The following is a 24,456-nucleotide window of genomic DNA, read 5'->3' as shown; positions in this document are numbered from 1 at the left end:
TCTGTCTGAGTTCAGGGCGCGAAGCGGGGAGGGCGGCGCTCGGCGAACGCGCGCAGCCCCTCTCTCGCGTCGGCGCTGGTGAAGGTCTGCTGGCCGAGCACGGCCTCGCGCGCGAACGCCTCGCGCAACGGCAGGTCGCCCAGTTCGAGCACGCTGCGCTTGATCGTCTGGACCGCCTGCGGGCTCAGCGAGGCGATCCGCTCGGCGCAGGCCCGCGCCCGCGGCAGCAGCTCGTGCGGCGCGACGACGTGGTTGAGCACGCCGACGCGCAGCAGGTGGTCGGGGTCGAACCGCTCGGCCGTGAGCAGCAGTTCCATCGCCGGCGCGTAGCCGATCTGCCGCGCCAGCCGCACGAGCGTGCCGCCGGCCGGGACGAAGCCGATCGCCGCCTCGGGGAAGGCGAACGACGCGCTGGTCGAGGCGAAGCGGACGTCGGTCGCGAGCAGCAGCTCGAAGCCGCCGCCGAGGCAGAGGCCGTTGACGGCCGCCACCACCGGCTTGTGCAGCGGCTCGCCCTTCAGGTGCGCCGGATCCCACGCGGAGATGTCGAAGCGGTCGGAGGCGAGCGCGGGGATCGACTCGGTCAGGTCGGCGCCGACGCAGAAGGCGCGCTCGCCGGCGCCGGTCAGCAGCACGACGCGCACGTCGTCGTCGGCGCGGGCGCGCTCCCACGCCTCCCCCAGCTGCTCGTACATCGCGAGCGTCAGCGCGTTCAGCTTCTCGGGCCGGTCGAAGCGGATCTCGGCGATCCCGCCGGCCGCGGAGTAGGCGATCGACATCGCTCAGATCACCCCGTCCGCGCGCAGCGCCGCGACCCGCTCGGCGCCGAGGCCGAGCGCCGCGCCCCAGACCGCGTCGTTGTGCTCGCCCGGCAGCGGCGCGCGGGCGCGCGGGTCGCCGGGCGTCTCGCTCAGCTTCACCGGCAGCCCGAAGATGCCGACCGCGCCGCCCGGGTAGTCGACGTCGACGACCATCTCGCGCGCCGCCACCTGCGGGTCGGCGACGACCTCGCCGATGTCCTTCACCGCGCTCAGCGGGATCCGGTCGCCGGCGATCTGCTCCAGCTCGGCCTTCGTGCGGCCGGCGAACCAGTTCTCGACGATCGGCTTGACGCGGCGCTCGTAGACGCCGTCGTCAAAGCGCTGCTCCATCGTCTCCAGCTCCGGGTCCGCCAGCAGCTCCGGGGCGCCGAACAGCTCGCAGCTCTCGCGCCACAGCTTCTGCGTGTAGCCGCCGAAGAAGACGTGGCCGTCGGCGCAGGGGAAGAGGCCGTACGGCCGCACGAACGGATGGTCGTTGCCGAGCGGCGCCGGGATCCTGCCGTCGACGGTGTAGCTGGCGACGGCGTTCTCGGTCAGCGACAGGACGGCGTCCTGCTGCGAGACGTCGACCTGCTGGCCGACGCCCGTCCGCTCCGCCTCGCGCAGCGCGGCGACGGTGCCGAAGGCGGCGTAGAGCGAGGCCGACAGGTCGCCGATGATCGTGCCGACGCGGGCCGGCTCGCGGTCCGGGTAGCCGTTCATCGACCACAGCCCGCCGGTCGCCTGGCCGCTGTTGTCGTAGGCCGGCTTGCGCGAGGAGGGCCCGTACTGGCCGAAGCCGGAGATCGCCGTGTAGACGAGCGCCGGGTTGACCTCGCGCAGCTGGCTCCAGCCGACGCCGAGCCGCTCCATCGTGCCGGCGCGGAAGTTCTCGACCAGCACGTCGCTGCGCGCCGCCAGCTCGCGCAGCAGCGCTCTCCCCTGCTCGGACTTGAGGTCGAGCGTGATCCCGAGCTTGTTGCGGTTGTACTGCGCGAAGAAGCCGCTGAAGCGCTCCTCGCCGGCGCCGACGAAGGGCGGGAAGTCGCGCGCGTAGTCGGGCTCGGCGGGGTTCTCGACCTTGATCACGGTCGCCCCCATGTCGCCCAGCAGCATCGCGCAGAACGGGCCCGCGACCACGCGCGTGACGTCGAGCACGACGACGCCGCGCAACGGCCCCTGCCGCCGCGGCGGGCCGTCGAGCGCGTCGAGCGCCGCGCGCCACTGCTCGGCGCCGACGGGCATCAGACCGCCTCCGCGACGGTCACCGCGACGTCGAGCGAGCTGCCGCAGGAGGGGCAGAGGTGCTCGGTCAGCTCGACCTGCTCGCGCGGCCGCACGCGGATGCCGAGCGCGGCGAGCGCCGCGGAGGCGCCGGCCGTCCGCGTCAGCGTCCCGTCGCGCCACTCGGCGCCGTCGCCGAGCGGCTGCTCGCAGAGGCGGCAGGCCCAGCCGCCGCCGCTGCGGCGCACGCCGAGGCCGCCGGCCTCCGCGTCGGCGACCGGCGCGAGCGCCTCGTAGCCGGCGGCGACGAGCTCCGCCGGCGCTCTGCCCAGCCGCGCCGCGCGCGCCTCGCGCCGCAGCGCGGCGGTCGCCTCGGCGTCGACCGCGACAGAGCCGGCACCGTCACCGGCGCTCGCGCCAGCGCCCGCGCCGCCGCCGCCAGCGCCGTCGCCGCCAGCCAGCACGACGCCGTACGCCGCCCGCGCCGCCTCGGCCGAGACGTAGCCGTCGCGCACGTCGGCGGCGACCGCCGCCGGGTCGCGCAGCAGCGGATCGCCGTAGCCGCCGCCGCCCGCGATCCGCTGGCGGAAGACGTCGCCGGCCTGGATCCTCAGGCCCTGCGCGACGATCTCGCACAGCTCGACCGCGTCGGGCCGCAGCCGCTCGGGGTCGGCGGCCTCGCCGGCCGCGACCGCGGCGTGGACGTCGACGCCGCGCAGGATCGCCTGCTCGCCGCCGCCGCCCGGGAAGCCGCCGCCGTAGCCGCCGGCCGGCACCTGCGCGCACGGCAGGAAGACGGTGTGCAGGACCTCCGGGCAGTTCCACAGCGTCCAGGCGAAGTCGACGCCGAGACCGCCGCGCTGGGCGCCCGGCCCGCCCGTCGCCGGGTCGACCCGCTTCCACAGGTAGAGCACCGGGTACATCAGCTCGTTCATCTCGACGTCCGGGACCATGTTGCTGATCTGCGTCACCATGCCCGAGCCGTCGAGCCCGTCGCGGCCCGGCTGCGCGCCGGCGCCCATCAGGCCGCCGTCCATGTTGAAGAGGACGAAGTACTCGCCCGTGTCCGAGCGCGTGCCGGCCGAGATGCCGCCGGTCCACGAGTCGGCCCAGATGCCCTGCGCGCGGTCGCGCAGGGCCGCGTCGGCGGAGCGCTCGACGACGCGGTTGAGCAGCAGCGTGACCAGCCGCGTGACGCGCGCGCCGACGGTCAGATGGCCGTTGGAGGCCGGCGCCGGCACCGCCGGGTTGACGATGCTGCGCTCGGCGGCGACGACGCTCAGCGGCCCCAGCACGCCCTCGTTGAACGGCAGGTCCCACGCCAGCACCGGGTTGATCGCGGTCGCGACCGAGCCGACGAGCGCGCCGTAGGAGCAGTTGACGAAGCCGTCGGTCTGCTCGCTGGAGGCGGAGAAGTCGAGCTCCATGCTGTCGCCGTCGACGGTCATGCGGCAGCGGATCGGCCGCAGCTCGTCGCTCTTGCCGTCGCCCTCCTGCCACTCGGTCGCCTCGTAGACGCCGTCGGGCAGCGCTCGCACGCGCTCGGCGACGACCTCGCGGGCGGCCTCGATCGCCAGCTCGGCGTAGCGGCCGAACGCCTCCGCGCCGAACTCCTCGATCGTCGCCTGCAGCCGGCGCGCGCCGGTGTTGTTGGCGGCGACGAGGCTGCGCACGTCGTTCCAGAACGGGATCGGCAGGCGGATGTTGTTGACGATCATCCGCCGCACCGACTCGACCACCTCGCCGCGGTCGTGGATCTTCACGCCCGGCGGCATCCGCAGCGCCTCGGCGAAGCAGTCGACGGCGCCGGGCGCGAAGCCGCCCGGGTTCATCCCGCCGACGTCGAGCAGGTGCGCCTGCGACTGCGCGAAGCCGACGACCGTCTCGCCGTGGAAGATCGGCGTGATCACCGACACGTCCGGCGGGTGCGTCGAGCCGGCGGTGTGCGAGTCGTTGGAGATGAAGGCGTCGCCAGGCGCCATCTGCTCGACGGGGACGACGTCGAGCAGGCCCTGCAGCGCGACCTTCGCCGAGCCGATGTGGAACTGGACGTAGTTGGAGTAGGCGTAGATCCGCCCCTGCGCGTCGAACAGGGCGGTGTTGAAGTCGCCCGACTCGGTGATCACCGGCGAGCCGGAGGAGCGCATCATCGCGATCGCCATCTCGTCGACGATCGCGTCGAGGCGCATGCGGACGACCTCCAGCGTGACGGGGTCGTGGGCGCGCTCGGCGGCGGAGGAGGGCGCCGTCAGGTCGGTGGTGCTCATGCTCGCTCCGGGATGTCGATGACGTAGTTGGCGTGCGCGTCGCGCTGCACCGTCGCGCCGTCGGGGACGTAGATGTTGGTGTCGGGCTCCTCGACCACGCAGGGGCCGTCGCGGCGCTCGCCCGGCGCCAGGCCGCGGTGGACGTCGACCTCGCGGCGCAGGCCGGTCATCGGCTCGACGATCTCGCGACGGCGCTGGCCGTCGCCGCTGTCGACCGTCAGCCGCAGCGGCAGGTCGGCGTCGGAGCCGAAGCGGCCGATCCCCTTCACGCGCGTGTTGGTGACGACGATCTCGGCCTCGGTCCAGGCGGTGCCGGCGCCGAACTCCTTCTCGTAGTCGGCGATGAAGCGGGCCCGCACGTCGTCCTTGAGCGCGTCGGTGAAGGCGTCCTGCGGCAGCGTCGTGGTGACCTCGAAGACCTGGCCGGCGAACTTCATGTCGGCCTCGCGCACGACCTCGCGCGCGCCGGCCGCGATCGCGTCGGCGGCGAACCATTCCTGCACGCGCGTCTCGAGGCCCGCGTACGCCCGCTCCAGCTCGTCGGCGTTCTGCGCGAAGCTCCACGGCGTCGTCTGGACGGCGGTGAAGATCGAGTCGGCGTGCAGCAGGCCGAACGCCGAGAAGACCGACGCCGCCGCCGGCACGACGACGCGGGCGACGTCGCACTCGCGCGCGATCTCGGCCGCGAACAGGCCGCAGGCGCCGCCGAAGGAGACCATCGTGAACTCGCGCGGGTCGTGGCCGCGGTTGACCGTCAGCGCGCGGATCGCGTTCGCCATCTGGACCGTCGTCAGGCGGTAGACGCCGCCGGCCGCCTCGTCGACGCCGAAGCCGAGCGGGTCGGCGACGCGCCGCAGCGCCTCCAGCGCCTTGCCGCGGTCGAGCGCGATCGTGCCGCCGAGGAAGTAGCCGGGGTCGATCAGCCCCATCGCGACGGTCGCGTCGGTGACGGTCGGCTCCTCGCCGCCGCGGCCGTAGCAGGCCGGGCCGGGCACCGAGCCGGCGCTCTTGGGGCCGACGCGCAGCAGGCCGCGCGCGTCGATCCAGGCGATCGAGCCGCCGCCGGCGCCGATCGAGCTGATGTCGACGGCGGTCAGCGCGGTCGGGAACTGGCCCATCTCGGCGCGCGGCAGGACGCGGTAGGCGCCGTCGGTGACGATCGCCGCGTCGAAGCTGGTGCCGCCCATGTCGCCGGTGACGATCCGGTCGAGTCTCAGTGCCGCGCCGAGCCGGCGGGCGCCCTCGACGCCGCCGACCGGCCCCGAGTTGAACATCTTGATCGGCGTCTTGCCGGCCTCGGCAGCCGACAGGAAGCCGCCGTCGACCTGCATCAGCTTCAGGCCGCTGCGCAGCCCGCGCTCGCGCAGGGCGGCGTCGAGCTCCTCGAAGTGGCTGGCGACGCGGGGCTTGCAGGCGGCGTCGAGCGCGGTCGTCACCATCCGCTCGTACTCGCGGTAGACCGGCGCCAGCTCGCTGCTGAGCGTCAGCGGCAGCTCCGGCGCCAGCTCGCGCACGAGCGCGCCGACCGCCTGCTCGTTGGCGGCGTTCTTGAACGACCACAGGAAGCAGACGGCGATCGCGTCGACGCCCTGGTCGAGCAGGCGCTGGATCGCGCTGCGGGCGGCTGGCTCGTCGACGGCCGCGAGGACGGTGCCGTCGACGTCGACGCGCTCGGCGATCTCGGCGATCCGCTCGCGGCCGACGATCTCCGGCGGCGGCACGTTCGCGTGCGCGTCGCGCGAGGGGCCGCGGGCCGAGCGGGCGATCCGCAGGGTGTCCTTGAAGCCGGCCGTCGTCAGCAGGCCGACGCGCGGGAAGCGCAGCTCGTCGATCACGTTCGTGACGATCGTGTTCCCGAGCACGAACTTGTCGATCGCGCCGAAGAACGACGGCTCGTCCAGCTCCAACTGCTGACGGGCGCGCGAGAGCACGTCGAGGATCCCGCCCGTCACGTCTCTCGTCGAGTACGCCTTCGCGCGGATCAGCTCGCCGCCGGCCGCAACGACCGCATCGGTGAACGTGCCGCCGACGTCCACGCCAACTTCGATTCGCATCTCTCTCCTCCGGCTCCAGTCACCTGCCGGCCTCGCGACCGATCAGGACCGAACTCCACGCTACGACGCCGCACCGACGGGCGGCAATGTGGAGATGCACATCAGATGACGCCTTATGTGTGGAATCCTCTGCAACACTCTGCTCCTTGATCGATGACCTGCCCGCATCGAGTCTTCCCGAGCTGCGGGCGCAGCTCGAACGACATCAGCAGCGCGAGAGCGAGCTGCTGGCGCTGCACGAGACCGCGCGCGACCTGACCGCGCTGCGCGACGTCGACCGCGTGCTGCAGGCGATCGTCCGCCGCGCGCGACAGCTGCTGTCGGCCGACGTCGGCTACCTGTCGGTCTACGACCCGCAGCGGCGCGACTTCTACATCCGCGCGACCGAGGGCTCTGTCTCGCCGGCCTTCGCGCGCATCCGCGTGCCGCTCGCAGTCGGCATCTGCGGGCTGGTCGCGGCCGAGAAGATCCCGCACTGGTCCAGCGGCTACGCGACCGATGAGCGCTTCCGTCACAGCGGCGGGATCGACCACGGCGTGCTGGCGGAGCAGATCGAGTCGCTGCTGGGCGTGCCGCTGCTGGCCGACGACGACGTGATCGGCGTGCTGTTCGTCGCCGACCGCTACCAGCGCGACTACGGCGCCAGCCAGATCGCGCTGCTCGACTCGCTCGGCGCCCATGCCTCGGCGGCGATGGAGAACGCGCGCCTGTTCCAGGAGGCGAGAGAGGCGCTGGCGCGCGAGCGCGACGCGAACGCGCGGCTGCAGGAGCGCACGCGCGAGATCCAGGCGGCGGCGGACGTGCACGAGCAGCTGACCTCGCTGCTCGCCTCGGGCGGCGACCTCGACGCCTTCGCCGACGTCGTCGCCCGCCACCTCGACGGCCGCGTCGCGGTGGTCGACGGCACGCTCACCGCGCTGGGCGATTCCGGCGGCGAAGGTGGCGCGGCTGACACAGATCCCGGCGCGGATGACGCACGTCGCGGCGTGGATGACGCAGATCGCGGCGCGGCTGCGCTCGATCCGGCGCTGCGGATCGCGCTGGAGCGGTCGGCGCAGCTGGGGCGGTCGGTGCGCTGCGAGCGGCCGGCCGCGTGGGTGGCGGCGGCGGGGGCGCCGTCGGGGGCGCCGGGCGGGCTGGTGCTGTGGCGCGCGGCGGAGCTGACGCAGCCGCAGGTGCGCACGCTCGAGCGGGCGGCGGTGATGGTCGCGCTGATGCTGCTCGTGCGCGAGCGGGTCGCGGTCGCCGAGCAGCGCGCGCTCGGGGACCTGATCGGCAGCCTGCTGAAGCACCCGCAGGGCGACCGCGCGACGCTCGTGCGCGAGGCCCGCCGCCACGGCCTGCCGCTGGAGGGGCCGCTCTGCGTCGTCGCCGCCCGGCTCGAGCGCCAGCCCGACGCGCAGACCGCCCAGGCCGCGCGCGCCGCGCTGCTCGGCGACGGCCTCGCCGGCCTCGCCGGCCTGTTCGATGGCATGCCGGTCGCGATCGTCGCCGCCGAGCACGGCTCCGGCGCCGCCCGCCGCCTCCACGGCGCCCTCAGCGCCGCCGCCCCCACAGGCGCATCCGCGGCGGGAACGGACGTGACGATCTCGCACGCGCTCGCGGACGACCTCACGGAGCTGCCCTCGGCCCACCTGCGCGCGCGGCAGAGCGTCGAGCTGCTGCTCGGGCTCGGCCGCGCGGGGGCGCTGGAGCCGGAGGCGGCGCTGGCGCCGTACACGCTGCTGCTGAGCGAGCGCGGGCGCGGTGACGCGCAGCAGTTCGTCGAGGCGCAGATCGGCCCGCTGATCGCCTGGGACGCGCGCCGCTCGACGACGCTGACGCAGACGCTGCTGACCTACTTCGACTGCGGCCACAGCACCTCGGCGACCGCCGACGCGCTGCACGTCCACTCCAACACGCTGCGCCAGCGGCTCGACAGAGTCACCGCGCTGCTGCCCGGCTGGGCGCAGGCGGAGCGGATGCTCGAACTGCACCTCGCGCTGCGCCTGCACGCGATCGGCGGCCGCCTCGCGACGCGCGCCGCGAGCGAGCTGCGCAAGTAGCGCTCCATCGCACTCCGCGCGGCGGCGTTCCGGCGGCGTGCCGCCGCGCGGCCGCGCGCCGGCCTCAACGAGCGGCTGGCGCGGCGCGATGCGAGCCGCGTCGCACCAGCTCGGCCGGCAGCCGCTGCCGCCGCGGCGACAGCGACGGGTCGGCGATCCGCTCGCTCAGCAGCCGCACCGCCGTCGCCGCCATCTCGGCCAGCGGCTGGCGCACGGTCGAGAGGTCGTACAGCTCCCAGGCGGCCATGCCGATGTCGTCGAAGCCGACGACGGTGAGCTGCTCGGGCACCGCGACGCCCGCGCCCTTGGCGCCGTTGAGCGCGCCGATCGCGAGCACGTCGTTGGCGCAGAAGACGGCCGTCGGGCGGGCCGCCGCCGAGCCCGCGCCAGCCGCGCGCGCGGCGCCGTCCCCGCGGCGGGCGTCGGCGGGCGCGCCCGCGAGCAGCTCGCCGAGCGCCTGACGGCCGAACTCGTGCGTGAACGGGCCGCGCCGTATCCGCGCCTCCGCCAGCGGCACGCCGCCGGCCGCGAGCACCTCGCGGAAGGCGGCCTCGCGGTCGCGGCCGGTCGAGGTCGTCGCGGGGCCGAAGATCGCCGCGATCTCGCGGTGGCCGAGCGCCAGCAGCTCCGCGGCCGCGAGCCCGGCGCCCTGGCGGTTGTCGCACTCGACCGTGTCGACCAGCTCGTCGTCGATCGCGCGGTTGAGCAGCACCGTCGGCAGCCCGCGCGCGGCGAGCTGGCCGGGCAGGTCGGAGCCGAGCAGCGTCGTCATCACGATCGCGCCGTCGACGGCGCCGTCGAGCAGCCGCTCGACCGTCAGCGAGGAGCGCTCGGGCGGGTCGGTCAGCGCGACGAGCCGCAGGCCGTCGGCTTCGAGACGACCGTACAGATGCTCCAGCGCCTCCATGTAGAAGGGGTTGTCGAGCTCGCCGACGACGACCGCGACCTGCCCGGTCGCGCGCGTCGAGAGGCTCCGCCCGCGGCTGCTGGGCACGTAGCCGAGCGACGCGGCGGCGGCCCGCACGCGCGCGATCGTGTCGCGGCTGACGCGCGGATCGTCGCGCAGCGCACGCGAGACGGTCGGCTGCGAGACGCCCGCGAGCCTCGCGACGTCATGGCTGGTGGCGGGCCGCATCGGATGCGGAAGCCTACGCTAGACGCCGTGTGCATACGTATGTATGCTCGGCCAATGTCGATTTCCTCAGAGCTTCGTCACCTGAAGACGCCCGGCCCGCGCTCGACCCGCGCGCCGTTGGAGGTCAGCCGCCGCGTCGAGGAGATGCTTGCCGACCTCGAGGCCGGCGGCGCCGACGCCGTCCGCCGCTGGTCGCGCGAGCTGGACGGCTGGGATCCGGACAGCTTCGTCGTCGGCGAGGCCGACATCGCGGCTGCCGCCGACGCGCTCGACGACGACCTCAAGCGCCACATCGCGATCGCGCAGAGACAGGTGCGCACGTTCGCCGAGGCGCAGCGGGCGACGCTCAGCGACATGCAGATCGAGCCGCTGCCCGGCATCGTGCTCGGCCAGCGCCACATCCCGATCGAGTCGGTCGGCGCCTACGTGCCCGGCGGCCGCTACCCGATGCTCGCCTCCTCCTTCATGACGATCATCGTCGCGAAGGCGGCCGGCGTCGACAACGTCGTCGCGACCGCGCCGCCGCAGAGAAGCGGCGGCATCCACCCGGCGATGCTGTACGCGATGCACACCTCCGGCGCCGACGCGATCGTCGCGCTCGGCGGCGTGCAGGCGCTCGCCGCGCTCGCCTTCGGCACCGCCGACCCGTCGATCCCCGCCGTCGACATGCTCGTCGGCGCCGGCAACGCCTACGTCGCCGAGGCCAAGCGCCAGCTGTTCGGCCACGTCGGGATCGACCTGCTCGCCGGCCCGACCGAGGTGCTCGTCGTCGCCGACGCGACCGCCGACCCGCGCATCGTCGCCGCCGACCTGCTCGGCCAGGCCGAGCACGGCCCGACCTCGGTCGCCGGCGCGATCGCGATCGGCGAGGAGGTCGCGCAGGCGATCGCCGACCAGATCGAGGACCTGCTGAAGACCTGGCCGACGGCCGAGATCGCCGGCCAGGCGTGGCGCGAGCTGGGTTGGATCGCGATCGCCGCCGATGACGACGAGGCGATCGCGCTCGCGAACGAGAACGCCAACGAGCACCTCGAGATCCAGGTCGACCCCGACAAGCTCGACGACTACCGCGCGCGCCTGCGCAACTACGGCTCGCTGTTCCTCGGCGAGGAGGCGACCGTCGCCTACGGCGACAAGGGCGTCGGCACCAACCACGTCCTCCCCACCTCGCGCGCCGCCCGCTACACCGGCGGCCTGTGGGTCGGCAAGTTCCTCAAGACCGTCACCTGGCAGCAGCTGACGGAGGACGGCACGCGCGCGATCGCGCCGACGATCGAGGCGATCTGCGAGGCGGAGCAGATGCTCGGCCACGGCGTGACCGCGACGATGCGGCTCGATCGGCTGCGTCGCTGATGGACGCCTGGTCGCTGGAGGGCCGGCTGGCGCTGGTGACCGGAGCCGGCCGCGGGCTCGGGCGCGGGATCGCGCTCGGCCTCGCGGCCGCCGGCGCCGAGCTGCTGTGCGTCGCCCGCTCCGGCGACCAGCTCGACACGCTCGTGGACGAGGTCCGCGCGGCCGGTGGCGTCGCGCACGCCCACCCCGCCGACGTCACCGAGGAGGCGCAGGTCAACGCCGCCGTGCGCCGCGCCGAGCACCTCGGCGATCTGCGGATCGCCGTCACCGCCGCCGGCACGAACACGCCCGGCCCGGCGCGCGACTACCCGACGACCGCGTGGGACGCGCTGTTCGACGTCAACGTGCGCGCGACCTTCCTCACCTGCCGCGCCGTCGGCGACTCGCTGCTGCGGCGCGGCGTGCCGGGCAGCATCGTCACGGTCTCGTCGCAGATGGGCAGCGTCGGCTACCCCGGCCGCGCGCCGTACTGCGCGAGCAAGCACGCGGTCGAGGGGCTGACGAAGGCGCTCGCGGTCGAGTGGGCGCCTGACGGCGTGCGCGTCAACGCGGTCGCGCCGACGTTCGTCGAGACGCCGATGACGAGAGCGTGGCTGGAGGATCCGCAGTTCCGCGAGGAGGTGCTCGAACGGCGCCTGCCGACGCGCCGCTTCGCGACCGTCGAGGAGGTCGCGCACGCGGTCCGCTACCTCGCCTGCGACGCCGCCGGCAGCACGACCGGCGACGTGCTCAAGGTCGACGGCGGCTGGACGGCGTGGTGAGCAGCCGGCCGAGCTGCGCCTGCAGCTCGTCCAGCTCGGCGCGGCCGATCTGCCGCGCCCAGCGCTCGCGCACCTCGTCGAACAGCGCCTGACCGATCGCCGTCATCTCATGGCCGCGGTCGGTCACGCGCAGCCGCTTGCGGCGCGCGTCGGCGGGGTCGTCCTCGCGCGCGACGTAGCCGAGCTGCTCCAGCGCCGCGATCGTCTTCGCGGCCGCCTGCTTGGAGACCTCCAGCCGCCGCCCCAGCTCGGCGGCGCTGTCGGCGCCGTCGTCGATCGCGCGCAGCGCGAACTCGTGCGCGGCGCGCACGCCCGGGTGGCCGCGCCGCTCCAGCTCGGCGACGACCTCCTCGACCATCGCCTCGAAGCCGCCGAGCAGCAGCAGCGCGAGGTCGGCTCCACGTCGCTCGCTCATGCGACGGGATCGTACACGCGTTTCGACAACCGGGTTGCCGAAACCCGCTATCGTGTTCGACAACCTGGTTGTCGAACCGTCCGAGGAGCCCCGCGATGCGCACCGAGACCGCCGCCTTCGCCCACCACCGCGCCGCCGTCAACGGCACCGAGCTGCACTACGTCAGCGCCGGCACCAGCGGCCCGCCGGTGCTGCTCGTCCACGGCTTCCCCGAGAGCTGGTGGGTCTTCCACAAGCTGCTGCCGCTGCTGGCCGCGCGCCACCGCGTCGTCGCCGTCGACCTGCGCGGCTTCGGCGACTCCGCGTTCGCCGCGCCCGACCACGACAGCGCGACCGCCGCCGCCGACCTCGCCGCCCTGATCGAGCACTTGAAGCTCGGCCCGGTCCACCTGACCGCCCAGGACGTCAGCGGCCCGACCGCCTACCGCCTCGCCACCAGCCGTCCCGAGCTGCTCAGCAGCCTGACGCTGATCGAGAGCGGCCTGCCGGGCTTCGGCCTCGAACAGCTCGCCGACGTCACCCACGGCGGCGCCTGGCACATCGGCGTGCTGGCCGCACCGGGGATCCCAGAGCTGCTGCTGGCCGGCCGCGAGCGCGCCTTCCTCGCCGACTACGCGATCCCGTCGCTGACGGCGACCGCCGGCGCCTTCGACGCGGCCGACCTGGACGAGCTGGCGCGCGGCTACGCGCGCGAGGGCGGCTTCCGCGGCGCCGCCGGCCTCTACCGCTCGCTGCTGAGCGAGGGCGAGGAGTTCCGCGCGCTCGCCGCGCAGCGCCGGCTCGCGCTGCCGGCGCTGGCGGTCGGCGGCTGCTCCGGCGGCTTCACCGCCGCCGCGCTGGGCCAGGTCGCCGCCGGCGTGCGCGCCGTGACGCTCGACGGCGTCGGCCACTATGTCGCGATGGAGGCGCCCGAGCGGCTCGCCGCGGAGCTGCTCTCCTTCTGGGCCGCGACCTAGGCGCGCGGCTCCCAGCGGAACAGCCGCTTCGCCAGCTCGCCCGCGACGGCGGTCCAGACGACGATCATCGCGATCGCCGGAAGCGGGTCGCCGCCGCCGTTCCAGGCGATCCGCGCCAGCTCGGCGATCGCGCTGCCGGGGACCGCGAGCATCAGCGGCGTGACCTCGTCGGAGGGGACCGAGATCGTCCAGATCGCGCCGGCGAGCGCGATGAAGAAGAGCGGCATCGTCGTCACCTGCGCCTGCTCGGCGGAGGCGGTGATGCGCGTCGTCAGCAGCGCGGCGGCGCAGCACATCAGCGCCCCGCCGAGCACGGCGAGCAGCAGCAGCTCCGGCCGCTGCGGCATCGGCGCGCCGAAGGCGACGACCATCGCCGCCGACAGCAGCGCCTGCACGACCGCCAGCCCGACCAGCGGCGCCAGCATCCCACCGAGCACCGCCCACTCGGGCAGCTCGCTCGTGCGCAGCCGCTTCAGCACCAGCTCGCCGCGGCGGGCGGCGACCGCGGTCGTGGCGGCGGCGTAGACGGCGAACATCAGCATCGTCAGGATCTGCAGCCCGACGACGGCGCCCCAGCCGCCGTCGCCGAACGAGTCGCTGGAGCGCGACAGCCCGAGCGCCATCAGCGGCGGCAGCAGCAGCGCGGTCGCGGCGACGAGGCGGTTGCGCCACAGCAGCCGCAGCTCGCTGCGGGCGAGCGCCAGCGTCCCGCTCACGGTCATCGCGTCCAGTCCCGTCATGCTGCGACCTCCTGCTCGTGCGCGACGCGTTCGAAGACGTCCTCCAGCGAGCCGTCGCGGACCCGCAGGCGCGCCAGCCGCAGCCTGTGCGCGTCGGCCCAGTCGAGCAGCGTGCGCAGGTCCTGCTGCGGCTCGGTCGTCTCGGCGACGACGTCGTCGCCGTGGCCGGTCGTGACCTGCGCCGTCAGCGGCGGCAGCGCGGGCGCGCCGGCCGGCAGCTGGAAGACGATCGTCGCGGCGATCCCGGCGACCAGCTCGGCCATCGTGCCGCGGCGGGCGATCCGGCCTCTGTCGAGGATCGCGATGCGGCTGGCGAGCGCCTCCGCCTCCTCCAGGTAGTGGGTCGTCAGCAGCACCGCGGTGCCGTTCTCGACCAGCCCGCCGACGACCTCCCAGGTGCGGCGGCGCGACTGCGGGTCCAGGCCCGTCGTCGGCTCGTCGAGGAACAGCACCTCGGGCTCGCCGAGGATCGCGATCGCGAGGTCGAGCCGGCGCCGCTCGCCGCCGGAGAGCTGCTTGACCGGCACGTCGCGCCGGTGCGCCAGCTCCAGCCGCTCCAGCACCGCGTCGGCGTCGCCGCCGCGTCTGCGCAGCGAGCGCCACAGGTCGGCCGTCTCCCACGTCGTCAGCTCGCCGGAGAAGCCGCTCTCCTGCAGCATCACGCCGACGCGGCCGAGCAGCCTCAGCCGCTCGCGGCCGGGGTCGAGCCCGAGCACGCGGACGCTGCCGGCGTCGGCGCGGCGGTGGCCCTCGATCGTCTCCAGCATCGTCGTCTTGCCCGCGCCGTTGGTGCCCAGCAGGGCGACCAGCTCGCCGCGGGCGACGGTCAGGTCGGCGCCGTCGACGGCGACATGGTCCCCGTAGGCGACGCGCAGATCGTGCACTTCGATGGCGAGTTCGGTCATGGTCACGATGCTCCTCGGCCGCGGCCGGCGCCGGTAGTGGCCGGCTGTCACCAACCGATGTGACAGCTGTCACCGGTTCCTGTCACACGCGCACGACAGGGGCTAGATTGGGCGTCAGATGGCCGCTTCGCGCACCGACCGGATCGCCGGCGTCCGCACCTACACGCGCTGGTCGCTGGTGCTGGTCGCGCTGACCGCGCTGCTCGCGCCGGCGGTCGACCTCTCCCAGCGCGGGCTGCCGTGGGCGGTCGTGGTGCCGGCGCTGGCGGCGCTGCTGTTCGTCTGCGCGGAGGCGACGCGGCTGCTGCTCGTCGGCACCGACGGGATGGAGCCGCGCGCCTGGGCGCCGCCGCGCACGATCGCCGCGGCGGTGCTGGCGATCGTCCTGTTCGCCGCGATCGGCTGCACCTCCGAGCAGTTGCAGCCGAGCTGGGCGCTGCCGTTCGCGGTGCTCGTGACGGGCGTCTCGCTCGGAGCGGAGCGGCGCACCCGCTGGCTGCTGCTGGCCGGCGCGACGGTCGTGACCGGCGTCGTCGGCGCGCTGGCGGCGCTGGCCGGCTGGACGACCGAGGCGCCGCTGGCGCTGATCGCCGCGAGCATGTTCGTCGTCGCCTTCGTCGGCGGCCTGACGGTGACGCAGGTGTGGATCTGGGACGTGACGCTGCAGGTCGACAACGCCCGCAGAGTCGAGGCCGAGGTGGCGGTGCTGCGCGAGCGGCTGCGCTTCGCCGCCGACCTGCACGACGTGCAGGGCCACCAGCTGCAGACGATCGCGCTGAAGGCCGAGCTGGCGCGGCGGCTCGTCGGCAGCGACGACGACGGCGCTCGCAGACATGCCGCCGAGGTTCAGCAGCTGGCGCTGGAGGCGCTCGCCGAGACGCGCGCGATCGCCCACGGCTACCGCGAGGTGAGGCTGGAGAAGGAGCTGTCCAACGCGGTCGCGATCCTGCGCGCGGCCGGCGTCGAGGCGTCGATCGAGGGCGAGCCGGCGCCGGTGCCGGCGGAGCTGGAGCCGCTGTTCGGCTCGCTCGTGCGCGAGGGCACGACCAACCTGCTGCGCCACTCGCACGCCGAGCGCTGCCAGATCGCGATCGTGCGCGAGGCCGGCGAGCTGGTCGTGCGGATGGACGACGACGGCGTCGCGGCGGCCCTCGGCACCGCCGGCCGCGCCGGCCGCGGCGCCGGCCTCGACGGCCTGCGCGAGCGCTTCGCGGCCGCCGGCGGCCGTCTCGACGCGCGCCCGCGCGAGCCGCGCGGCTTCTCGCTGACGGGGCGGGCGCCGGCCCAGCCCGGGAGCGCGCCCGCGTGACCCGCCGCCGCGAGCCGCGCCTCTCCCCCGGGAGCGCGCCGGCGTGATCCGGATCCTGCTCGCCGACGACGAGGACCTGATCCGCGAGGCGCTGGCGGCGCTGCTCGGGCTCGAGCACGACCTGGAGGTCGTCGCGCAGGCCGGCGACGGCGAGCGCGCGGTCGCGCTGGCGGCCGCGTCCCAGCCCGACCTGGTCGTGCTCGACCTCGAGATGCCGGTCTTCGACGGCGTCGAGGCGGCGCGCCGGATCCTGCTGGCGCGGCAGGTGCCGATCGTGCTGCTGACCCGTCACGCGCGCCCCGGCGTGCTGCGGCGCGCGCTCGCCAACGGCGTGCGCGCGTTCGTGCCGAAGACGACCCCGGCCGACCGGCTCGCGCGGATCCTGCGCGACGTCCACGGCGGCGGCCGCTACGTCGACCCGGAGATCGCCGCGACCGCGCTGACCGAGGACGCCTGCCCGCTGACCGAGCGCGAGCTGGAGCTGCTGCGGCTCGTGCGCGAGGGCCTCAGCGCCTCCGCGATCGCCGCGGCCGCCCACCTCGCCCCCGGCACCGTCCGCAACTACACCTCCAGCGCGATGGCCAAGCTCGGCGCGCCGACCCGCGCCGACGCTGCCCGCATCGCCTGGGAGGAGGGCTGGATCTAGCTCTCGTAGAGGCGGGCGGCCTCGTCCATGCCGTCGGCGACGGCCCGCATTCTGTCGCGCAGCTGCCTGACCTCGCCGGCGAGGATCTCCTGGTTGGCGTTGTCGTCGGAGGCGGAGACGCTCAGCAGCGAGCCGCGGACGGTGTCCAGCTCGACGACGACCCGCTCCATCACGTCGTACTGGCGCTGCAGCTGCCGCTCCATCGTCCGCATCACGTGCAGCTGGTGCTGCAGCGACTCGACCAGCGCGGCCTTGTCGGGCGCGCCGCCGAGCTGCGCGAGCCGCTGCTCGATCGCCCGCGGCGGGTTCTCCTCCAGCCCGTCGTAGAGCATCTGCGCGCGCTTGGCCGAGGCGTCCATCATCACGACGAAGGCGTCGACCTCGCCCGCGAGCGCCTCGTACGGCAGCTGCGCGCGGTCGATCGCGTCGGCGATGCGGCGCTGCGTGGCGATCGCCTGGTCGAGGTAGCGGCGGATCGGCGGCGCGAGCTGCTCGGTTCTGACCTGCGCGCGTCTGGCCGCCGCCAGTCTGCCGCGGTCGCCTCTGAGGCGCGCGAGCACCTTGTCCTGCTCCTGCTCGTCGAGCAGAGTGCGCGCGGTGCTGACGGCGTAGAAGACCGCGGCGAGGCCGACCGCCAGCGCGATCGGCGCGCCGACGAGGATCCCCGCCAGCGCGACCAGCAGCAGCACCGCGACGTTGAACGGCTTCGCCGCCGCGTTCAGCAGCAGCGCGCCGAGGTACTCCTGACGACGGTCGGGCGGTGGCGAGGACATCGGCTCAGAAGAAGCTCGAGATCGAGCGGTAGACCTGGTCGATGTCGTCGGTCGAGCCCTCATAGGCGAGCCCGCCCGAGGCCTCCGCGATCGCCGCCATCTGCTCCTTCGCGCCGCCCGCGACCGAGTTGCCGTAGGCGATCGTGAAGACGCGCACGTGGCTGGTCGAGTCGCCCTGGGCGGCGAGCTTGTCGACCAGCGAGCGGGCGCTGATGCCGCTGTCGGTGTCCTCGCCGTCGGTCAGCACGACGACGGCGTTGATGTGGTCGCGGTCGGCCATCCCGCGCACCGTGTCGACGGCGTGGTCGACGGCGTCGTAGGCGGCGGTGCCGCCGTCGGAGACGAGCCCGTCGACGGTCTGGCGCAGCTTCGCGCGGTTGCCGCTCATCGGCGCGATCGGGACGAGGTCGCGGGTCTCCTCGTTGAAGGCGGTGAGGCCGATGCGGTCCTGCGGCGCCGCTTCTCTGAGGAACGCCTGCAGGCCGCGCTTGGCGTTCTCCAGCCGCTTCTCGTCGTTCATCGAGCCGGAGGTGTCGAGCACCAGCAGCACGTTGGCGGGCTTGCGATCGGCGCGCCAGGTGTCCTTCAGCTTCGCCAGCACGCGCGGCTCCGGGACGCCGAGGACGCGTCTGGGCTGGGCCGTGTCGACGCCGTTGGCGGCGGTCAGCGAGCCGGCCGGTCTCTGCTCCAGCGCGCCCGGACGGAAGCCGTATCTGCCGGCCAGCTCCGGCGTGAGGTTCCCGTCGAGCCAGGTCGCGAACTGCTCCGCGGCCGCGCGCTGGTCGGCGCTGACCCACGGCGCGTTTAGGACGATGTAGGGGCTGTCGGAGTAGAACGTGCCCTCGGACGGGTAGATCGCGACGAGCTTGTCGCCCGAGCCGCGTCTCTGGTTGAAGTCGACCAGCGTCGCCTCCTCCATGAAGACCGCCGAGGCGTAGCCGGGGCCGGATCTTCTGAGCTGGTCGGCGATGAAGAGGGTCGTGTCGCCGTAGTGGACGATCGCGCTCTCGATCGCTCTGACCGAGCTGCGCGATCTGTCGACGTCGGCCTCGGTCAGCCCCTCCTTCTTGCCCGTCGCGGCGTAGTACTCGGCGACGACGCCGGAGAGCCCCGAGGTGCTGTAGTCGGGGTTCGTGTGGACGAGCTTGAAGTCGCCGAACTCCGGGTGGCCGAACTGCTCCCAGCCTCTGTCGGCCTGCGCCAGTCTCAGCACGTCGGCGAAGCCGATCGCTCTTCTCGGCCAGCCGAGCGCGCGCGCCATCGGCTCCCACATCGCGATCACGAGCGGCGTGCGCACGATCGAGGGGCTCTCCTCCGGCACGTAGCCTCTGTCGCTCTCGAAGGTGAGCAGCCGTCCCCACATCGACGACGCCGGCGACCAGACGGTCGGTCTCAGTCTGCCGGCGGCGATGTCGACCTGCGCGTCGCCGGAGCTGACCGATCTGCCCCGCACGAAGACCGCTCTGCCGTTCACGCGCGGGTCGGTGCGGTTGTAGTCGTCGATCGCCGCCTCCAGCAGCTGCGCCTTCTCCGGCGAGTAGGCGATGTCGACGACGACCGCCCCGGCCGGCGCGGCCGGCGTCCCGTCGCGGTCCGCCGTCGTGGAGCTGTCGCCGCCGCCGCCACCGCCGCCGCTGGCGACGAGCGCCATGACGGCGACGGCGGCGATCGCCGCGACGACGATGAACAGCTGGCTCTTCTTCATGGCCCGCATGGTACGGGCCGCGCCGGCTTCAGCCGGCGGTATCGCTTGGCGCGGCCGCGCGCGAGGAGCCGGCGGCGTCGCCCCAGGGGCTGTCGCTGCGCAGGTGCGGCCGTGCGATCAGCGCGTAGAGCGTGCCGACGGCGAGCACCGCGGCCAGCCCCAGCACGACGATCCACTTGTCCGACCAGGCGACCTCGTCGCCGCCGCGCGGCCAGGCGAGGTTGAGCGCGCCGGCGACGCCGTAGATCAGCGCCGCGACGTTGACCGGCACGCCCCAGCGGCCGAGCGTGAAGCGGCCCGAGGGGATCCAGCCGCGGCTGCGGGCGATCAGCGCCGCCAGCACGACCATCTGGAACGCGACGTAGATGCCGGCCGAGGCGAACGAGATCACGCGCAGCAGCGCCGAGTCGGAGATCAGCTCCGCGATCGCGACGAGCGCGGCCGGCAGCAGCGCGGCGACGGTCAGCGCGACCGGCGGCACGTGACGCTCCGGCGAGAAGCGCGACAGCGCGCCCGAGCCGAAGACCATTCTGTCGCGCGCGTAGGAGAAGATCAGCCGGCTCGCGGCCGCCTGCAGGCTGAGGATGCAGGAGACGAACGAGATCAGCACGATCACCGTGATCACCTTCGAGCCGACCGAGCCGAAGACGTCGCTCAGCACCGCGCCGACGGGATCGGCCTGCTCGCCGGAGAGGATCGCGCCGAAGTCCGGCTGGGCGAGGATCAGCGCGGCCGTCACGAGCAGCGCGGCGGCGCCGCCGATGTAGATCGTGCGGCGCATCGCCTTCGGGATCGTGCGGCCGGGATCGGGCACCTCCTCGGCGACGTCGCCGCAGGCCTCGAACCCGTAGAAGAGGTAGAGGCCGAGCAGGCTGGCAGCGAGGAAGGCGCCGAGGTAGGTGCCGTCGCCCTGCGTGCCGAGGCCGTCGAAGAAGACGCCGAGGTCGTGGTGGCGCTCGAACAGCAGCAGGTAGCCGCCGACGAACAGCGCGCCGACCAGCTCGGCGACGAAGCCGGCCATCGCGACGCGGCCGAGCACCTTCGTGCCGCTGAGGTTGACGAGCATCGCGAACAGCATCAGCCCGGCCGCGATCAGGACGGTCGTGAAGCGTGTCGGCGTGAAGCCGAAGAGCGCGCCGACGAAGACGACGGCGCCGGTCGAGACGCTCGCGACGGTCGCGATCAGCGCCCAGCCGTAGAGCCAGCCGGTCATCCACGCCCAGCCGCGCCCGACGAGCCGCCGCGCCCATGGGTAGACGCCGCCGGCGAGCGGGTACTGCGCGACGATCTCGGCGAACACGAGCGCGACCAGCATCTGGCCGATGCCGGCGATCAGGATGCTCCAGATCATCGGCGGGCCGCCGGCCGCGAAGGCGAGCGCGAAGGTCGAGTAGACGCCGACGACCGGCGACAGGTACGTGAAGCCGAGGGCGAAGTTCTCCCACAGCCCCATCCGTCGTTCGAAGCGGCTCTCGTACCCGAGGTCCGCCAGGCGACGCGCGTCCTCGTCGTCGCGGCCGGCGCCCGCGGGCGACCGGTCGTGCGGACGAGCGGCGATCTCTGACACCACTTTCCTCCCTCTCCTGGTGGAAACCGGCGGCGATCGTATGTCCTTTAATTTCAAAGGTCAAGATGCTCGTCCGTATAGAATCGCCGCGCGATGTGGCGCGCCGACGACGAGCTCTCCCCGACCGCCTACGAGGCCGTCTTCTCGCCGCTGGCGCAGGGCGGGCGGTCGCAGGTCGTCGCGCGCCGGCTGGAGGCCGCGATCAACCTCGGCCATCTGCCGCGCGGCGCGCGGCTGCCGAGCGAGGCGGAGCTGGCGGCGCAGTTCGCCGTCTCGACGATCACCCTGCGCGAGGCGCTCGCGACGCTGCGCAGCCAGGGGCTGGTCGAGACCAGGCGCGGGCGCGGCGCCGGCACGTTCGTGCGCGGGCCGCGCAGCACCCGCACCGAGCGCGTCGAGCTGCTCGTGCGCGACCTCGCCGTCGACGAGCTGCGCGACCTCGGCGACCACTGCGCGGCGATCCGCGGCGCCGCCGCCAAGCTCGCCGCGGCGCGCGCGGGCGAGGACGACATGGCGCGGCTGCGCGAGCTGCTGGCCAACCTCGCCGAGGCGGGTCCGGCCGCGGCGGCCGCCTGGCGCCGCGCCGACGGCCGCCTGCACGTCGAGCTGGCCTCCGCGGCGCACTCGCCGCGGCTCGCGCGCGCCGAGCTGGAGCTGCAGCACCAGGCCGCCGACCTGCTGCTGCTGTCGACCCACGACGAGCCCTTCCGGGAGGCGGCGCTGAGCCGTTATCGTGCGCTCTTGGGCGCGGTCGAGGCCGCCGAGGCCGAGCGCGCCCGGGAGCTGGCGGAGGAGCATGTGAGCGCGATCGTCGATCGCTTGATCCGGGTGCACTTGGAGGTGGCGGCGAGATGAGCGACCGCGGTCTTCCCGAGCGCGCACGGCGCGCGCTCGCCGCGATCTTCGCGCCGTTCGACGAGGTCTTCGCCGCGCTCGACGAGCTGCGCGACGCCGTTCTGCGGCTCGACGCCGAGGCGCAGCGCGCAGCGAGGCGGCTCGCGCGCGAGGACGCCGCCGGCCTGAGAGCGCTGCTGCTGCACGACCTCGGCGAGCACCAGCCGCTGGTCGCCGGCATCGGCGCCGTCTTCGCGCCCGGCGCGCTGGCCGACACGCCCCGCTGGCTGGAGTGGTACTGGCGCCGCAGCCCCGGCAGCGAGCCGACCTCGCTCGTGCTGCCGCTGGACCCGGCGTTCGAGGACTTCTACGACTACGAGCGCTCGGCCTGGTTCAGCCAGCCGCGCGACACCGGCGCACGCTCGATCGTCGGCCCGCACGTCGACCACGGCGCGACGCGCCAGCACCTCGTCACGCCGTGCACGCCGATCACGACCGCCGACGGCCGCTTCCTCGGCGTCGCCGCCGCCGACCTGCGCGTGAGCGAGATCGAGCCGATCGTGCTGCGCCGGCTGCGCGAGCTGGGCGAGCCGAGCGCGCTCGTCAACGCCGACGGCCGCGTGATCGCCTCCAACACCTCCGGCTGGGTCGCCGGCGCCCTGATCCGCGACCGCCGCTCCCCGCCCGTCGTCACCGCCGAGACGCCGGAGTGGAGCGAGTCCGGCCCGGTCGCCTTCGCCCGCCACCCCAGCTACCCCTGGGCGCTGGCGATCGAGCGCGCCCATGTCGCCGTACGCTGACATCTCATGGGCGTCCTCGCCCTGCGACAGCTCTCGCTGGCGGTTCGCCGCCGACGCGCGGAGCTGGGCCTGACCCAGGCTCAGCTCGCCGCGCGCGCCCGCGTGTCGCGCCAGTGGGTGATCGATTTCGAGGCCGGCAAGGAGACCGCCGAGCTGGGCCTCACCCTGCGCCTGCTCGACGCGCTCGACCTGCACCTGCAGCTCTCCCCCGCCGAGTCCGCGCCGCCCCCTGCCGACGACGACGCGATCGACCTCGACGCCCTGCTCGACGACCTCCGCGACCGCAGATGAGCGACCAGCTCACCGTCCTGCTCGACGACGCGGTCGCCGGCACGCTCGAACGTGATTCCGACGGCGGCCTCGGCTTCACCTACGACGACGAATACGCGAGCCGCCTCGCGCCGACGCCGCTGTCGCTCTCGCTGCCGACGGAGGTCCGCCGCCACGGCGGCACCGCCCTGGAGGCGTGGCTGTGGGCTTCGCCCGGCCGGAGCGGGTCGCGTCGCTGCTTGAGCGGCCGGGCACGGTCGACTGGCTGACCGAGGCCGAGGCCGGCACGCGGCTGCGCGAGCTGCGGGCCGACACGAGCGCGTGGCTCGGCACGGGTTTCGTCGGCCAGTTCAGCCTCGCCGGCGCGCAGGCGAAGACCGCCCTGCTGCTGCGCGACGGACGCTGGGGTGTCCCGGCCGGCGCGCTGCCGACGACGCACATCCTCAAGCCCGCGGTCGCCGGCCTCGACGACCACGACCTCAACGAGCACCTCTGCCTCGATGCCGCGCACCGCGCCGGCCTGCTCGCCGCCCGCACGCGGATCGAACGGTTCGACGGCGAGAGCGCCGTCGTCGTCGCCCGCTACGACCGCCTCGCGGCCGGCGAGGCGATACGGCGCGTCCACCAGGAGGACCTCTGCCAGGCGCTCGGCGTGCAGCCGTCGCGCAAGTACCAGAACGAGGGCGGGCCGGGCGCGGGTGAGATCGCGCAGCTGCTGCGAACGGCGATGGCGCCGGCCGCCGCCGACGCGGCGGTCGCCCGCTTCGCCGACGCGCTCGCCTGGAACTGGCTGATCGCCGGCACCGACGCCCACGCGAAGAACTACTCGCTGCTGCTGTCCGGCTCGCAGGCGCGCCTGGCGCCGCCCTACGACATCGCCTCGGCGCTGCCCTACGGCGTCCACGAGCGCAAGCTGCGGCTGGCGATGAAACTCGGCGGCGACTACGCCGTCTTCCCTCGCCGCAACCTCTGGCCGAGAGCGGCCCGTGAGCTGCGGCTCGACGCCGACACGCTGATCGAGCGCGTGCGCGAGCTGGCGGCGATCGCGCCCGACGCCTTCGCCGACGCCGCAGCCGAGCCGGCCGTCACCGCGCTCGCCAGCCCACTGCCGGCGCGCCTGCTCGACCTCGTCGCCGACCGCGCGCGGCGCTGCGAGACGCTGCTCGCCGCCGGCGCGACGGCGGCATCCTAGCGGCGCTGAGCGCCGCCGGGTCCAGCGGCGCTCAGGCGTCCGCCGGCCGGCCCTTCAGCTCGAGGCTGATCTGGTCGGCGTCGAGGGTCGCGAGCGCGCTGTTGAGAGCGGCGGCGCTGAAGGCGCCGTCGTCGCGGGCGTCGAGCAGGGCGGCGCGCTGGGCGTCTATCACGGCCAGCCGCTGGCGCTTCCAGGCGAGCGCCTGCTCGGCGGTGCGCTCGCCGTCGTGGTCGACCGGGTGGGCGAGGAGGGCGTCCTCGGCGGCGGCGCGCAGGAGCGTCGTCAGGCGCTCGCGCTCGGCGGCGTCGGCCTCGTCGCGGTCCTCGCGGGTGGTGCCGAGCACCCGCACCAGCCGCGGCAGCGTGCTGCCCTGCAGCAGCAGCGAGCCGGCGCCGACGAGGAACGCGACCAGGATCAGCAGCTCGCGGTCGGGCGTGTCCTCCGGCAAGGTCTGAGCTGCCGCGAGCGTGATCGCGCCGCGCATGCCGGCCCACACGACGACCGTGCCGTCGCGCCAGCCCAGCGGCATCGCGAGGAAGTAGTCGATGTCGGCCAGCGCGCGCCGCACGCGCGTGCGCAGCCGCTCGAGCTGCTCGGCCGACAGCGTGCGGGTGCGACCGCGACGGCCGCGCTCGCCTCCACCGGGCGCGCCGCTGCCGCCGCCGCGCCGGCCGCGCCCGCCTCCACCGCGCGCGCCGCCGCGCC

The 24,456-nt window shown here is 74.4% G+C and carries 23 protein-coding genes; 11 read left to right on the top strand and 12 right to left on the bottom strand.

Annotation, left to right across the window (positions count from 1 at the left end; translation table 11 throughout):
* Positions 1–11: 11 nt before the first annotated feature.
* Genes Q7L73_RS24690 through Q7L73_RS24675 form a run of 4 tightly spaced genes read right to left on the bottom strand, consistent with a single transcriptional unit; the run spans position 12 to position 6,345 of the window.
* Positions 12–779: an enoyl-CoA hydratase/isomerase family protein gene (locus Q7L73_RS24690; RefSeq protein WP_304692877.1), complete on the bottom strand. Its 768-nt coding sequence runs from the start codon at positions 777–779 to the stop codon at positions 12–14.
* A gap of 3 nt (positions 780–782) precedes the next feature.
* The gene (locus Q7L73_RS24685; RefSeq protein ID WP_304692875.1) at positions 783–2,045 is read right to left on the bottom strand and encodes a CaiB/BaiF CoA-transferase family protein; all 1,263 of its coding nucleotides are present in this window, start codon (positions 2,043–2,045) and stop codon (positions 783–785) included.
* A complete protein-coding gene (locus Q7L73_RS24680; protein ID WP_304692873.1) occupies positions 2,045–4,291 on the bottom strand; it encodes a hydantoinase B/oxoprolinase family protein in 2,247 nt (748 codons plus the stop codon). Before Q7L73_RS24680 ends, Q7L73_RS24685 begins: the two co-directional genes overlap by 1 nt.
* Positions 4,288–6,345, bottom strand: a complete 2,058-nt coding sequence (locus tag Q7L73_RS24675) for a hydantoinase/oxoprolinase family protein (protein WP_304692871.1) — start codon at positions 6,343–6,345, stop codon at positions 4,288–4,290. The genes Q7L73_RS24680 and Q7L73_RS24675 overlap by 4 nt, the downstream gene beginning before the upstream one ends.
* Before the next feature lie 146 nt (positions 6,346–6,491).
* On the opposite strand from Q7L73_RS24675, the gene Q7L73_RS24670 reads away from it, so the two are divergent.
* Complete coding sequence (locus tag Q7L73_RS24670) at positions 6,492–8,390, top strand: GAF domain-containing protein (protein WP_304692869.1); 1,899 nt, start codon at positions 6,492–6,494, stop codon at positions 8,388–8,390.
* 64 nt (positions 8,391–8,454) lie between these two features.
* On the opposite strand, the gene Q7L73_RS24665 is transcribed toward Q7L73_RS24670, so the two are convergent.
* The gene (locus tag Q7L73_RS24665) at positions 8,455–9,525 is read right to left on the bottom strand and encodes a LacI family DNA-binding transcriptional regulator (protein ID WP_304692868.1); all 1,071 of its coding nucleotides are present in this window, start codon (positions 9,523–9,525) and stop codon (positions 8,455–8,457) included.
* 54 nt (positions 9,526–9,579) lie between these two features.
* On the opposite strand from Q7L73_RS24665, the gene hisD reads away from it, so the two are divergent.
* A complete protein-coding gene (hisD, locus tag Q7L73_RS24660) occupies positions 9,580–10,878 on the top strand; it encodes a histidinol dehydrogenase (protein WP_304692867.1) in 1,299 nt (432 codons plus the stop codon).
* Positions 10,878–11,639, top strand: a complete 762-nt coding sequence (locus tag Q7L73_RS24655; protein WP_304692865.1) for an SDR family NAD(P)-dependent oxidoreductase — start codon at positions 10,878–10,880, stop codon at positions 11,637–11,639. Before hisD ends, Q7L73_RS24655 begins: the two co-directional genes overlap by 1 nt.
* On the opposite strand, the gene Q7L73_RS24650 is transcribed toward Q7L73_RS24655, so the two are convergent.
* Complete coding sequence (locus Q7L73_RS24650) at positions 11,608–12,054, bottom strand: MarR family winged helix-turn-helix transcriptional regulator (RefSeq protein ID WP_304692863.1); 447 nt, start codon at positions 12,052–12,054, stop codon at positions 11,608–11,610. The genes Q7L73_RS24655 and Q7L73_RS24650 overlap by 32 nt on opposite strands.
* 95 nt (positions 12,055–12,149) lie before the next feature.
* On the opposite strand from Q7L73_RS24650, the gene Q7L73_RS24645 reads away from it, so the two are divergent.
* Complete coding sequence (locus tag Q7L73_RS24645) at positions 12,150–13,010, top strand: alpha/beta fold hydrolase (RefSeq protein ID WP_304692861.1); 861 nt, start codon at positions 12,150–12,152, stop codon at positions 13,008–13,010.
* Here the strand turns inward: Q7L73_RS24645 and Q7L73_RS24640 are convergent.
* The gene (locus Q7L73_RS24640; protein WP_304692859.1) at positions 13,007–13,750 is read right to left on the bottom strand and encodes an ABC transporter permease; all 744 of its coding nucleotides are present in this window, start codon (positions 13,748–13,750) and stop codon (positions 13,007–13,009) included. The genes Q7L73_RS24645 and Q7L73_RS24640 overlap by 4 nt on opposite strands.
* Entirely contained in the window at positions 13,747–14,655 is a 909-nt protein-coding gene (locus tag Q7L73_RS24635) for an ABC transporter ATP-binding protein (RefSeq protein ID WP_304692857.1), read from the bottom strand. The genes Q7L73_RS24640 and Q7L73_RS24635 overlap by 4 nt, the downstream gene beginning before the upstream one ends.
* 118 nt (positions 14,656–14,773) lie before the next feature.
* On the opposite strand from Q7L73_RS24635, the gene Q7L73_RS24630 reads away from it, so the two are divergent.
* Positions 14,774–15,964, top strand: coding sequence for a sensor histidine kinase (locus Q7L73_RS24630; protein WP_304692856.1), 1,191 nt, complete (start codon positions 14,774–14,776; stop codon positions 15,962–15,964).
* 43 nt (positions 15,965–16,007) lie between these two features.
* On the top strand, positions 16,008–16,610 hold the full coding sequence (locus tag Q7L73_RS24625) for a response regulator transcription factor (protein ID WP_304692854.1): 603 nt from the start codon (positions 16,008–16,010) through the stop codon (positions 16,608–16,610).
* On the opposite strand, the gene Q7L73_RS24620 is transcribed toward Q7L73_RS24625, so the two are convergent.
* The 3 genes from Q7L73_RS24620 to Q7L73_RS24610 are packed head-to-tail and all read right to left on the bottom strand — an operon-like array spanning position 16,607 to position 20,655.
* The gene (locus Q7L73_RS24620) at positions 16,607–17,383 is read right to left on the bottom strand and encodes a hypothetical protein (protein ID WP_304692852.1); all 777 of its coding nucleotides are present in this window, start codon (positions 17,381–17,383) and stop codon (positions 16,607–16,609) included. The genes Q7L73_RS24625 and Q7L73_RS24620 overlap by 4 nt on opposite strands.
* A 4-nt stretch (positions 17,384–17,387) precedes the next feature.
* On the bottom strand, positions 17,388–19,088 hold the full coding sequence (locus tag Q7L73_RS24615; protein ID WP_304692850.1) for a VWA domain-containing protein: 1,701 nt from the start codon (positions 19,086–19,088) through the stop codon (positions 17,388–17,390).
* Between the two features lie 28 nt (positions 19,089–19,116).
* Positions 19,117–20,655: an APC family permease gene (locus tag Q7L73_RS24610; protein ID WP_304692848.1), complete on the bottom strand. Its 1,539-nt coding sequence runs from the start codon at positions 20,653–20,655 to the stop codon at positions 19,117–19,119.
* Between the two features lie 93 nt (positions 20,656–20,748).
* Here Q7L73_RS24610 and Q7L73_RS24605 point away from each other — a divergent pair, with 93 nt between their 5' ends.
* From Q7L73_RS24605 to Q7L73_RS24585, 5 genes are read left to right on the top strand one after another with little or no spacing between them, the layout of a single operon-like run.
* Positions 20,749–21,510, top strand: a complete 762-nt coding sequence (locus Q7L73_RS24605; RefSeq protein ID WP_304692846.1) for a FadR/GntR family transcriptional regulator — start codon at positions 20,749–20,751, stop codon at positions 21,508–21,510.
* Complete coding sequence (locus tag Q7L73_RS24600) at positions 21,507–22,289, top strand: hypothetical protein (protein ID WP_304692844.1); 783 nt, start codon at positions 21,507–21,509, stop codon at positions 22,287–22,289. The genes Q7L73_RS24605 and Q7L73_RS24600 overlap by 4 nt, the downstream gene beginning before the upstream one ends.
* Positions 22,290–22,295: 6 nt before the next feature.
* Entirely contained in the window at positions 22,296–22,580 is a 285-nt protein-coding gene (locus Q7L73_RS24595; protein ID WP_304692842.1) for a helix-turn-helix domain-containing protein, read from the top strand.
* The gene (locus Q7L73_RS24590; protein ID WP_304692840.1) at positions 22,577–22,828 is read left to right on the top strand and encodes a HipA N-terminal domain-containing protein; all 252 of its coding nucleotides are present in this window, start codon (positions 22,577–22,579) and stop codon (positions 22,826–22,828) included. The genes Q7L73_RS24595 and Q7L73_RS24590 overlap by 4 nt, the downstream gene beginning before the upstream one ends.
* Positions 22,762–23,751 (top strand): HipA domain-containing protein, encoded by a 990-nt coding sequence (locus Q7L73_RS24585; protein WP_304692838.1) that lies wholly within the window; start codon positions 22,762–22,764, stop codon positions 23,749–23,751. Before Q7L73_RS24590 ends, Q7L73_RS24585 begins: the two co-directional genes overlap by 67 nt.
* A 31-nt stretch (positions 23,752–23,782) precedes the next feature.
* Here Q7L73_RS24585 and Q7L73_RS24580 read toward each other — a convergent pair.
* Positions 23,783–24,456: cation:proton antiporter (locus tag Q7L73_RS24580; protein ID WP_304715693.1), on the bottom strand; the 674-nt coding region annotated here is incomplete at its 5' end.

The organism is Conexibacter sp. CPCC 205762 (genome assembly GCF_030646155.1).
Lineage (GTDB): Bacteria > Actinomycetota > Thermoleophilia > Solirubrobacterales > Solirubrobacteraceae > Conexibacter.
Note: the sequence above shows the minus strand (reverse complement) of the source record. Positions and strands in the feature narration are given on the sequence as shown.

What these genes read in the sequence shown, in the direction of transcription:
- Q7L73_RS24690 (WP_304692877.1), bottom strand. Translation starts at nt 779, where the DNA reads ATGTCGATCGCCTACTCCGCGGCCGGCGGGATCGCCGAGATCCGCTTC.
- Q7L73_RS24685 (WP_304692875.1), bottom strand. Translation starts at nt 2,045, where the DNA reads ATGCCCGTCGGCGCCGAGCAGTGGCGCGCGGCGCTCGACGCGCTCGAC.
- Q7L73_RS24680 (WP_304692873.1), bottom strand. Translation starts at nt 4,291, where the DNA reads ATGAGCACCACCGACCTGACGGCGCCCTCCTCCGCCGCCGAGCGCGCC.
- Q7L73_RS24675 (WP_304692871.1), bottom strand. Translation starts at nt 6,345, where the DNA reads ATGCGAATCGAAGTTGGCGTGGACGTCGGCGGCACGTTCACCGATGCG.
- Q7L73_RS24665 (WP_304692868.1), bottom strand. Translation starts at nt 9,525, where the DNA reads ATGCGGCCCGCCACCAGCCATGACGTCGCGAGGCTCGCGGGCGTCTCG.
- hisD (WP_304692867.1), top strand. Translation starts at nt 9,580, where the DNA reads ATGTCGATTTCCTCAGAGCTTCGTCACCTGAAGACGCCCGGCCCGCGC.
- Q7L73_RS24655 (WP_304692865.1), top strand. Translation starts at nt 10,878, where the DNA reads ATGGACGCCTGGTCGCTGGAGGGCCGGCTGGCGCTGGTGACCGGAGCC.
- Q7L73_RS24650 (WP_304692863.1), bottom strand. Translation starts at nt 12,054, where the DNA reads ATGAGCGAGCGACGTGGAGCCGACCTCGCGCTGCTGCTGCTCGGCGGC.
- Q7L73_RS24645 (WP_304692861.1), top strand. Translation starts at nt 12,150, where the DNA reads ATGCGCACCGAGACCGCCGCCTTCGCCCACCACCGCGCCGCCGTCAAC.
- Q7L73_RS24640 (WP_304692859.1), bottom strand. Translation starts at nt 13,750, where the DNA reads ATGACGGGACTGGACGCGATGACCGTGAGCGGGACGCTGGCGCTCGCC.
- Q7L73_RS24635 (WP_304692857.1), bottom strand. Translation starts at nt 14,655, where the DNA reads ATGACCGAACTCGCCATCGAAGTGCACGATCTGCGCGTCGCCTACGGG.
- Q7L73_RS24630 (WP_304692856.1), top strand. Translation starts at nt 14,774, where the DNA reads ATGGCCGCTTCGCGCACCGACCGGATCGCCGGCGTCCGCACCTACACG.
- Q7L73_RS24620 (WP_304692852.1), bottom strand. Translation starts at nt 17,383, where the DNA reads ATGTCCTCGCCACCGCCCGACCGTCGTCAGGAGTACCTCGGCGCGCTG.
- Q7L73_RS24615 (WP_304692850.1), bottom strand. Translation starts at nt 19,088, where the DNA reads ATGAAGAAGAGCCAGCTGTTCATCGTCGTCGCGGCGATCGCCGCCGTC.
- Q7L73_RS24605 (WP_304692846.1), top strand. Translation starts at nt 20,749, where the DNA reads ATGTGGCGCGCCGACGACGAGCTCTCCCCGACCGCCTACGAGGCCGTC.
- Q7L73_RS24600 (WP_304692844.1), top strand. Translation starts at nt 21,507, where the DNA reads ATGAGCGACCGCGGTCTTCCCGAGCGCGCACGGCGCGCGCTCGCCGCG.
- Q7L73_RS24595 (WP_304692842.1), top strand. Translation starts at nt 22,296, where the DNA reads ATGGGCGTCCTCGCCCTGCGACAGCTCTCGCTGGCGGTTCGCCGCCGA.
- Q7L73_RS24590 (WP_304692840.1), top strand. Translation starts at nt 22,577, where the DNA reads ATGAGCGACCAGCTCACCGTCCTGCTCGACGACGCGGTCGCCGGCACG.